This is a genomic window from Chryseobacterium sp. Leaf201 (assembly GCF_001421435.1).
Classification (GTDB): Bacteria; Bacteroidota; Bacteroidia; order Flavobacteriales; family Weeksellaceae; genus Chryseobacterium.
Window position 1 is genome coordinate 1 of record NZ_LMKA01000141.1, and the last position, 10,120, is coordinate 10,120.

Below are 10,120 nucleotides of genomic sequence, written 5' to 3' on the forward strand. Positions count from 1 at the left end.
ATAATAATAATAATAAAGTTGTCTTGACTTTTTGCAATTAAAAAGGGATCTGATTTTTTTGTTTTGCGAAACAAAAAAATCAGATCCCTTATATAAAGTACTTAGCAAAGATATAATAGAATCAGAAATAGTATCTCATATGCCAAAAGCAAATGTGGATGAACGAAATCCGAAGCATATTAAGAAAATGACCCGGCAACTGTTTGGGAAATTATTTGCCGATAAAGGATATCTTTCAAAAGCCTTGTGGGAAATGCTTTTTAGAGATAGAGTCCAACTCTTTACCAAACTTAGGAAGAATATGAAAAACCATATAATGACAATGGAAGACAAGATTCTGCTTAGAAAAAGAGCCATCATTGAAACCATTAATGACTTGAAAAAAGTAAATGACGGCCAACTATTTTTGAATAGTGCTTAAACCGAACTCAGGTTAACATAGATTGTTTTTTAGAATAGCATTTTGTTTTTCTTTTGAATCTAGCCAAATAATGTCTGATTCTGGAATTATAGCCCTCAACGATAAAGGTTTCTGTCTTTGACTCACAATGCTTTTCTTGCGGAATTAATTCAGAGTAGCTTTTCCGGCAATCACTGCAAAAGCTATTGATATTCTCGTCTTTCAGACGATTCCAGAGCTTGCTGAAGGTTGCTGTGCTTCTTTTTACACAAACAAAATCGACGAAGCTTTTTCCAAATCTATCAACAGCAATCCACGTCCAGCAGTATTTTTTTACTTTGTATATAACTGTGTATCTCATCCAGCTCAACGATTTCTACAGGTTCTTTAGATTGGGTAAGTATACAGATTCTCCCCACTTTTTTACCCACTGATAAACCGTTCCCTAGCTAATATTCAACACTCTTCCAATCGCTCTGAACCCCGTTCCCTCAAGATACATTTCCAGAGCTAACCTCCTTTGTTCTAAACTTTTTACATCAGATTTACTTTCAACACTAAAATAGCAACTACAATCTTTACATTTATATCTTTGCAGGCCTCTTGTAAATCCTGCTTTAACTTTATTTTCTGATTGACATTTATAACATTTCATAAAAATAATTTATGAAATATATTTAAATTTAACAATGCCATAATATATTAGTGAATAAAATATAAACAGGCTCTTAGAAACTTTTAAAATAAGAGTCCATCTCACAACTAGTGAAAACGGACTTTTTTTATGATTTTTCTCGACCTCTTGTCAGAGAATAGTTTTCGTACAATGGATTATCAACCCACATCATTAAGTTGTAAGACGGACTCTTTTTATTATTGTTGGGCTGTCATTTTATATTTAAGAATTCGGATAGCTTTATCTTTTTCTTTTTGTAGGCTAAACTCTTCCCTTGTCTTCAGCTTTCCTCTCTGTACATTATAAACCAGCGTATATTCGGATCTGGCGCTGCTGCCTCCTACTACAAGTGTTGTCCAGTCTGCAAGCTTATATTCCATTGCATTCTTGCTTTCTGATATTTCCCATTCCAGAATCTGGTCGAGCTCGCTTTTTTTACTGAATTTAAAAAAATCATTACTGAATAGTTTTGCGGCTTCTTCTTTTTTACCCTCTTTTAATAGTGTGTAAAACTTTTCGGTTACCTTTTCCGCTTCTTGCCTGTCTTCTGGCTTGTTCTCCCTAAAAGTGTTGAAATCGCAGCTTATCATGAAAAGCAGTAAAAGAAATAATAAAGAATAAATTTTCATAGTTGAGCAGTTTGATTATGGTAAATGGTTACAATTAATGTTTTGCAGATATAGTTACTATAACATCAAATTGAGCCATTACTTTCTATATTAGTTGAAAAAATTAAATAGCTAATTGGAGATTTATTGATTGGATTTACAATTTAGTAGTTGGTTTAATAAAAACAAAAAACCTCACGACAAAAGTCATGAGGTTTCTGTGAGCGCGAAAGGATTCGAACCTTTGACCGTCTGCTTAGAAGGCAGATGCTCTATCCAGCTGAGCTACGCACCCTTAAAAGTGATTCTCGCTTAGTAATCTATAAGCGCGTTAAAAAAAGTCGGGGCGGCAGGATTCGAACCTGCGACCTCCTGGTCCCAAACCAGGCGCGATGACCGGACTACGCTACGCCCCGAATATAGAGTAAGAAAAAGAATGCGGAGGGTAAGGGATTCGAACCCTTGCGACACTTTCGCGTCGACAGTTTAGCAAACTGCTCCATTAACCACTCTGGCAACCCTCCTTTTATCTTTAATTTTAATGATCGTTGTTCCGTTATTGCGAGTGCAAATATAGAATAGATTTCTTTATTTACCAAATAATTTACAAGAAAAATTTGCGTATTTTTGAGCTGATAAACGACTAAAAAAGTAAACAAATGCGTAAAACATTATATATCATCGGATTAACTACCGTGGTTTTTTCGTGTACTTCCAGGCAGAGTGCCCGGAACAGACAGTACATTCCAAGAACCCCTTCCGTACAGCCGAAAACAGCAGTAAAGACCCCTGTCGAAAAACCGAAACCAAAGGTTACAACTGAACACGGAGTTGAATTTTTCACCACCAATATCGCAGATGTTACAAAGAATGACAATACCGCCAGTTACGGATCCATTGTTTCTGCAAAGCCTGCCGGTTATAAAGTGGTAAAAACCTATTTCCCTGCCATTGCACAGAATTTCAGGCAGCGGTATCTTATTCTGCATTACACGGCATTGCCGGATGATAAATCAATCACTGTTCTTTCACAGCAGGCCGTAAGTGCGCATTATCTGGTGAACAATACCGGTGATAACGAGATTTATCAGCTGGTGGATGAAAACAAACGTGCCTATCACGCCGGAGTAAGTGCCTGGAGGAATGATAAAAACCTTAACGATACCTCCATTGGGATCGAAATTGTAAATACAGGTTACACGGCTGATGCTTCGGGAAAAAGGGTTTTTGTGCCTTTTGATGAAGCCCAGGTAAAGAAAGTAGCTGCATTGGTGAAGGATATTGCCTCAAGGTATCAGATTCCGGCCACCAATATCCTGGCCCATTCAGATATTGCACCGACCAGGAAACAGGACCCGGGCCCATTGTTCCCATGGAAAATGCTGTATGATCAATACCAGATCGGGATGTGGTATGATGAGCCGATTAAACAGGGCTATTATGATCTGGCCACTTCTACAGATTTCCAGACCCAGTATATTGACCCTGCATTTATCTTCAATGTTCAGACGCAGCTGCAGAAATTCGGGTATGCCCTGGACCTGAGCGGGAAATGGGATGATGCTACTAAGAAAACCATTGAAGCGTTCCAGTACCATTTCCGTCCGCAGAATTATGACGGGATAATGGATGCCGAAACATTTGCCATACTGCAGGCGTTAATACAGAAATACCCGGTAAAATAAAATGTAATTATCCGACAGCCGTAACAATCAGCCTAATTTATGTTTATTGTTAAATTACAGGACTGTTAATGGATACATGAATTTATATTAAATTATGGAAAATTTCAGAAAAGAAAGTGATCTGTTGGGCGTGCTGGAGGTTCCTGTAAATGCTTACTATGGAGTACAGACGCAGAGAGCAATCAATAATTTCAAAATATCAGGACAGCTTTTATCATCTTATCCCCAGTTTATCAGGGGATTGGCCTATGTGAAAAAAGCAGCTGCGAAAACCAACTATGAGCTGGGCCTTCTTGATGAGAAACTGTACTACAGCATTGCAGAAACTTGCGATGAATTGATCAACGGCGAGCTTCACGAGCAGTTCCCGGTAGATATGATCCAGGGCGGTGCCGGAACTTCGATCAACATGAACGCCAATGAAGTAATTGCCAACAGGGTGCTGGAAAAATTAGGGAAGAATAAAGGGCAGTATGAATTCTGTTCACCCAATGACCATGTCAACCTTTCGCAGTCTACCAATGATGCGTATCCTACAGCTATAAAAATGGGACTGCTTCAGATGAATGCAACGCTGGTTGAAAAACTGGAAAAAATTGTTGAGGCATTCAGGGCAAAAGGGAAGGAGTTCCAGGATATTATTAAAATGGGCAGGACGCAGCTTCAGGATGCCGTTCCCATGACGTTAGGGCAGGAATTTGAAGCATTTGCCGCTACTTTGGAAGAAGACATTTCTAAGCTTAACAGCAATGCTGATCTTTTTGTGGAAGTGAATATGGGAGCCACTGCAATCGGGACCGGAATCAATGCTCCGGTAGGCTATGCCGTTCTTTGTGCTAAGAATTTAGCCCAGATTACCGGTTTTCCGGTGGTTTCTGCACCGAATTTGGTAGAAGCAACGCCCGACACGGGTTCTTACGTAATTTACTCTTCAGCCATGAAGCGTCTTGCGGTGAAATTATCAAAAATCTGTAATGACTTAAGGCTGCTTTCATCAGGGCCGAGAGCCGGGCTTTTTGAAATCAATCTGCCGCCGATGCAGCCGGGATCATCCATCATGCCGGGAAAAGTGAATCCGGTTATCCCGGAAGTGGTCAACCAGGTGTGTTTTAAAGTATTCGGGAATGATCTTACCGTGACTTTTGCTGCGGAGGCAGGGCAGCTGCAGCTCAATGTGATGGAGCCTGTACTTTCCCACGCCATCATGGAGAATATTCATTTCCTCTGCAATGCTCTGGATACGCTGCGGGAAAAATGCATTACCGGAATTACCGCAAACCGTGAAGTCTGCCTGAATATGGTAAAGCACAGCATCGGTATTGTGACGGCGCTCAACCCGTATATCGGTTACAAATATTCCACGGAAATTGCCAAAGAATCTTTGGAAACCGGGAAAAGTGTTTACAATCTGGTATTGGAAAAAGGGATTCTTTCTCAGGAAAAGCTGGATGAAATCCTTGATCCCCGGAATATGCTGAAACCGCATGACAAATAAACCAAATAAGAAGTGATGCGTGATCAGCATATCATTCATCACTTCTTATCCATATTTATAAACCATCAATTATTTACCTGCTTTGACATTTCTGATCATCATTCCTGCGCATAATGAAGAAGCGCACCTCTCACTGACACTGGATTCTTTACAGCGGCAGACGCATGGGGATTTTACAGTAGTGGCCGTTAATGACGGATCTACGGATAAAACAGCTGATGTAATTAAAAAATACACAGACCGGGATTCCCGTTTTGAAACCGTTAATCTTCAGAAATCAGGACATGAGCCAGGATCAAAAGTGGTCAGTGCTTTCAAAAGCGGACTGAATACCCGGGAGATCAATCAGTTTGATATCATCTGTAAATTTGATGCGGATATCATTCTCCCCGAAAATTACCTCGCCACCATAGCGGAAGCTTTTAAAAACAATCCTGAATACGGATTGATTGGCGGGCTTTTGTATGTTGAGAAAAACGGAACCTGGGTGTATGAAGGGAATTCTAACAGACATCACGTCCGCGGACCGTTAAAAGCATACCGGAAAGAAAGTTATATCCAGATGGGCGGGCTCCGTGAAACCCTGGGCTGGGATAATATCGATTCCATTTTACTGCAGAACCTGGGCTGGAAAGAAGTGGTCCTTCCTGAGCTTCATGTAAAACTGATTAAAGTTAAAGGAGCGGACTACACCATCAGACCGGCGGAATATTACGGAAAGTATTTTTATTTTCTCGGGCTGAACAGGTTTTTAGCCTACATCGCATCTTTCAAAGAAGCTACAAAAAGCAGGTCTGTTTCATTCTTTTTTTCGATAACCAAAGCGTATGAGCACTGCCGTTCTCAGCGGCTGGAATTGAAAATTTCAAAGGACGAGCAAAAAATAATCAACCGACAGCGCTGGAATACGCTGAAGAAAAAGTGGCTGAAAATGTAACGTATACACGTAATTGATAACGGAAAAATTGCTCCGCAGATCTTTGACTTACCACATTAAAAATCAGTAAAATTTGAAAAAAATAGCCTACATAGAATTAGATAACCACGCCGAAGTGGCTCAGGACTTCATGGCCGTCATGAAGGATTCCTATAAATTTCATGTAGATTATTATCTTTCGGAGAAGATCAAAGGCCAGCTTAGAGATGATGGGCAGGAAATCTTTTTGTCTGACAGTTCAATGATTCTGGATCAGTTGAAGCAAAAGAAATACGACCTTATCATCATCGGAACGGTTCACCGCTATTTCAGTACATTTCAGGAAATTGTAAAGAAGTACAATTCGGCAGTGATTGTCCATAACATTAATTTTATGAACAGCTTGCCACTGGATTTACTCAAAAGCATATTGAAGGAGGATATTCTGTACAGGATCAAGCTTTTCTGGAAAGAAGGACTATCCGTTGCTCCGGAAGTCTATAAACACGCAAAACACCTGTTGGTGCTTGATGAAAGCCTGTCTTCCGATCGTTTGACATTCCTGCCTGTATTTTATACCGGGAAATTTGAAAACCAGTCAAAGCAGGAGTCTGTTATTGTCATTCCGGGCGGGGTCTCACAGAAAAGGAGGGATTACAGCCATGTTTTTAACACCATCAAAAATTTAAAAACGGATGAGCCTTTCAACTTTGTATTCCTCGGAAAGGCAAAAGGTACAGAACTGGAGCAGCTGAAAAAATTATCATCAGATCTGCCTCAGAATATCAGCATTACCTGGTTTTCAGAAAGAGTATCGCAGGATGATTTTGAACAGTGGATGCAGCAGGCAGACGTATTGTGGTGCCCGATTCAGCAGGAGACAGAGTTCTTCAGCGGGAAAGAAATCTACGGAAAAACGAAAATGACCGGAAACTCCGGAGATGCCATAAAATACGGTAAACCCGCTATTTTTCCTGTGAATTATCCGTCTGCATCAGATTTCATTATTCCTGAAGATAAAAATATTCCGAAACAGTTTAAAACGCTGAGAAATACGCCGTTTCCTTTTCAGGAAAAATATACTAAAGCAGCCGTTCAGGAACAGATGGAGAAAGTCCTGCAGAACCTGACCGCTATTTGAACTTGAAAATACTTTTAATAAAGTTTTTGTTTAAATATTCCTCAAGCGGAAAAATCCTGGTGAAATAATTTCCGATAAAAATCAACAGTAATACAACAGCCGGTTTATAAAGCAGGTTGATGAAATTATTACTGAAGTTCGGCAAAACAATGGCTACCGTAATTGCCAGTGTGCAGATGATGGAAACGAAAATCATTTCAATCGTCAACGGAGACACTTTAAATACGAAATAATTGAACACTACTTTTACCACGTTATAAGTGGTTAGTGAAATCGCCGTGGATAAAGCAATCCCGATAAGCTGCAGATCGGTGTTTTTAATGAAATAAAGGTTCAGTCCCACGGTTAATCCGGCCAGTAAAAGCATCACCAGGATATTGAAACGGTAGTGTTTTGAAAGTGAAATGATATTGCCGTTGAACCCGGTTGCCAGGTCTACAAGCACTGCTGAACCCCAGATCCAGATCACCGGCTCATATTCCCTCAATAAGACGCCGTTCTTGGGCATAAACTGGGTCAGAAAAGGAAATCCGACCATGATACACGAAAATAAAACCGCACCTAAAAAATACAGGGTTAAAGACGTTTTTTTGTGGAACCGGTCCAGGCCTTCCATATCTCCGTCGGCCAGGTTTTTACTGATGATCGGAGCTGAAATGTTAAAAAGTCCCAGCTGCGGAATGGAAATCAGGGAAATCAAGGCGTACAGGACAGAATAGATTCCGTTTTCTTCCATTCCCATAAACTCGCCGATCATAAAGCTGTTGATGGCTAAATAATTCCCGAATGTTCCCAGGAACCCGAAGAAACTGTAGTTCAGAAACTCTTTCCAGAAATGATCCTGTTTAAAGTAGCTCGTACTGAAATCCAGGCTGACTTTATCTAATTTATTGATATAGTAAATGTATCCGGCCAGCATCAGTGCAAAAATCCCGAAGAAAAAAGCCAGCGCAATGTTTTGCGAAAGAGCAAAATAAAAGAAGAGGCAAAAAGCCCCGAGGTTGGCAATTTTAGGAAAAAGATTGTCAAAGATATTAGAGACCACAATGCGTTTGTAGTTGGAAATGTATTTGTTGAATACTGCGCACAAAGACAAAACAAGAATCAGGGGCAGGATAATCCCTTTAATCGTCCAGGCCTGGGTTTGCAGGAACTTCGGATAAAAATGAGGGAGTATAAAAAAAGCACCGCAGAAAATCAGGAAATTGATGAAAACGGCAAGCAGTGACAGCGAGAGCATATTCTGGTTTTTACCGTCCTTCTGTACGCTGTGGAAAAACTTTACGTTTGCGTAAGAGATCCCGAAGACCACAAAGGGAACAAGCATTTCTGCTGTCTGCATGCTGTACCGCAGTTTTCCGTAAAACTCAAAATCATTGGGGAAGATAAAAATCGCAGAGACGGTACCCAATAAGAACCCTACATAGCCGATGATGGAATATTTGAATCCTTGCCTTGCTACTACACTCATGCTTTTACTGACTTTTAGGAATGAAAATGATGTTATTGATGTATTCTGTCTTGTTTTTTTCGTCGCCGGTATTTTTCAGCAGCACGTCTTCTGTTAATTTTTCAAGTTCAAAAGTATGCCGGTTCAGGTAATGGGCATCGTAATCCCAGGATTCAACTTCAGCAATGTCTTTCCAGATCGGTGTATCATGATGCCTCTGTTCCATTTCCACCATTAAAGTAGGGGAGAACTGCCGGATGATTTCCTTGGCACCCAGAAGCGTTTTCATTTCATTGCCCTCTACATCTATTTTGATGAAATCCAGGCGGTGGAAATGCTCAATGGCAGCCCAGTCGTCCAGCTTGATCACTTTTACTTTTTCAGTATAGCTTTTCTCTTCGCCTTTTTCCCGGTAGTCAACATTCAGGGTTCCTCGGGAAGCAACTGTTTTCCCGTTGATCACAGGCACTTTAAATTCGGCAGTTGTATTTTCATCAGACAGAGCAAGAGGGAGGATCCTCATGGTCGGAAACAGCCTTTTCAGGCGTCTGTACAGCTTTTTATTCGGCTCAAAAGCATAAATGTGCTCATGGTCCAGCCTGTTTTCCAGCTGGTAGAGAAAAGTTCCCACGTTGGCACCAATGTCAAGGATTACGGCATTTTTAGGGAGGAATTCCCTGATCCATACCAGCTCCGGCTCTACGTTTCTTGCAGAAAAATTTTCTTTGTTAAGATGATTCAGGCTTTTAAAAAATCTCTTTTTATAAAAACTCGGACTGATATACTGCAGTTTTTCGGCAATTCTTTGATACAGGGACATTGTTACACTTTTGACAGGTGGCAAATATACGTAAAAATGTTAAATTACTGTTAAAATATTGATGATTTAAAATTTTGATTATCAGTATTTTATGTTTTATTTAGATGGTTACAAAATATAACCGATATGAAGCGGTTACAGCATGAGCGGGGCATTCAGGAAATCATTCAGCGGTTTCATCACTTTATAAATTTCCGTCAGGTTTTTCACAGCGTCTTTATCCTTCAGTTCTTCGTTCTTCAGGTAATGCACGGCAATAAAGCTTTTCAGCTTCAGGTATTCTGCCATCGGGTCTTCTTTTTCAAAGCCCTGAGGGATTTTTTTAAGCTTGTCGTCCTGGTCCAGTTCCGGGAAATATGTTTTAAAATCTTTATGGTCTAAAACTTTTAGGAATTCCTTTCCGTACAGGGAAATTTCCTTTCTCAGTGTTTTTAAGACAGCAGCTTCAGGCATGTAGATTCCTCCGGCAATAAACGACTTGCCGGGCTCCAGGTGAAGATAATATCCGCCTTTCTGGCTGCCTTTCCCCATTCCAAGAGAAGCCCCGAAATTGGTTTTATACGGGATTTTATCTTTTGAGAACCGGGTATCGCGGTAAATCCTGAACAGTGATTTCTTAGCATCGATTTTTGCCAGCTCCGGATCAAATTCAGACATGGAAAGGATCAGGTCTTCCAGGAATGCAATGGTGTTTTCCCGGGCTTCCGTATAAAGATGCTTGTTTTCAGTAAACCATTCGCGGTTGTTATGGACTGTAATTTTTTCAAGAAAATCAAAAACATGTGGAGAAATTGAAGTCGGCATAAAATATTTTTATTTCAAATGTACTTAAAACGGATGATAATTGCGGCTGTGGCAGTCATTCAAATGCATTTTTAAGTCAGTAAATGGAGATTAAAAAAGAATATTAATTAAATAAATAGTAAAAA

Annotated in this window: 9 protein-coding genes, 3 tRNA genes and 1 pseudogene; 5 read left to right on the top strand and 8 right to left on the bottom strand. The window is 40.2% G+C overall.

Annotated features, from left to right (window positions below; translation table 11 throughout):
* The first annotated feature begins 139 nt into the window (after window positions 1–139).
* Window positions 140–421, top strand: a complete 282-nt coding sequence (locus ASE55_RS19580; RefSeq protein WP_056223634.1) for a transposase — start codon at window positions 140–142, stop codon at window positions 419–421.
* Window positions 422–428: 7 nt separating this feature from the next.
* Here the strand turns inward: ASE55_RS19580 and ASE55_RS20000 are convergent.
* From ASE55_RS20000 to ASE55_RS19605, 5 genes and pseudogenes are all read right to left on the bottom strand, one after another.
* A pseudogene (locus ASE55_RS20000) lies at window positions 429–1,055 on the bottom strand (IS1 family transposase).
* 218 nt (window positions 1,056–1,273) lie between these two features.
* A complete protein-coding gene (locus tag ASE55_RS19590; protein ID WP_056223616.1) occupies window positions 1,274–1,705 on the bottom strand; it encodes a hypothetical protein in 432 nt (143 codons plus the stop codon).
* 200 nt (window positions 1,706–1,905) lie between these two features.
* Window positions 1,906–1,979, bottom strand: a tRNA-Arg gene (locus ASE55_RS19595).
* Window positions 1,980–2,025: 46 nt separating this feature from the next.
* Window positions 2,026–2,100, bottom strand: a tRNA-Pro gene (locus ASE55_RS19600).
* A 23-nt stretch (window positions 2,101–2,123) separates the two neighbouring features.
* Window positions 2,124–2,208: transfer RNA gene (locus ASE55_RS19605), tRNA-Ser, on the bottom strand.
* A 135-nt stretch (window positions 2,209–2,343) separates the two neighbouring features.
* Here ASE55_RS19605 and ASE55_RS19610 point away from each other — a divergent pair.
* From ASE55_RS19610 to ASE55_RS19625, 4 genes are all read left to right on the top strand, one after another.
* The gene (locus tag ASE55_RS19610) at window positions 2,344–3,369 is read left to right on the top strand and encodes an N-acetylmuramoyl-L-alanine amidase (RefSeq protein ID WP_056223617.1); all 1,026 of its coding nucleotides are present in this window, start codon (window positions 2,344–2,346) and stop codon (window positions 3,367–3,369) included.
* Between the two features lie 94 nt (window positions 3,370–3,463).
* Window positions 3,464–4,864: an aspartate ammonia-lyase gene (gene aspA, locus ASE55_RS19615; protein WP_056223620.1), complete on the top strand. Its 1,401-nt coding sequence runs from the start codon at window positions 3,464–3,466 to the stop codon at window positions 4,862–4,864.
* Between the two features lie 82 nt (window positions 4,865–4,946).
* Window positions 4,947–5,801: a glycosyltransferase gene (locus ASE55_RS19620; protein WP_056223622.1), complete on the top strand. Its 855-nt coding sequence runs from the start codon at window positions 4,947–4,949 to the stop codon at window positions 5,799–5,801.
* A 73-nt stretch (window positions 5,802–5,874) separates the two neighbouring features.
* Window positions 5,875–6,921, top strand: coding sequence for a hypothetical protein (locus tag ASE55_RS19625; protein WP_056223624.1), 1,047 nt, complete (start codon window positions 5,875–5,877; stop codon window positions 6,919–6,921).
* On the opposite strand, the gene ASE55_RS19630 is transcribed toward ASE55_RS19625, so the two are convergent.
* The 3 genes from ASE55_RS19630 to ASE55_RS19640 form a co-directional block, all read right to left on the bottom strand.
* A complete protein-coding gene (locus ASE55_RS19630; protein WP_056223626.1) occupies window positions 6,914–8,392 on the bottom strand; it encodes a lipopolysaccharide biosynthesis protein in 1,479 nt (492 codons plus the stop codon). The two genes, ASE55_RS19625 and ASE55_RS19630, sit on opposite strands and share 8 nt — an antisense overlap.
* Window positions 8,393–8,396: 4 nt before the next feature.
* Window positions 8,397–9,191 (bottom strand): FkbM family methyltransferase, encoded by a 795-nt coding sequence (locus ASE55_RS19635; protein ID WP_056223629.1) that lies wholly within the window; start codon window positions 9,189–9,191, stop codon window positions 8,397–8,399.
* 135 nt (window positions 9,192–9,326) lie between these two features.
* Window positions 9,327–9,995, bottom strand: a complete 669-nt coding sequence (locus ASE55_RS19640; protein WP_056223630.1) for a DUF2461 domain-containing protein — start codon at window positions 9,993–9,995, stop codon at window positions 9,327–9,329.
* Between the last annotated feature and the right edge of the window lie 125 nt (window positions 9,996–10,120).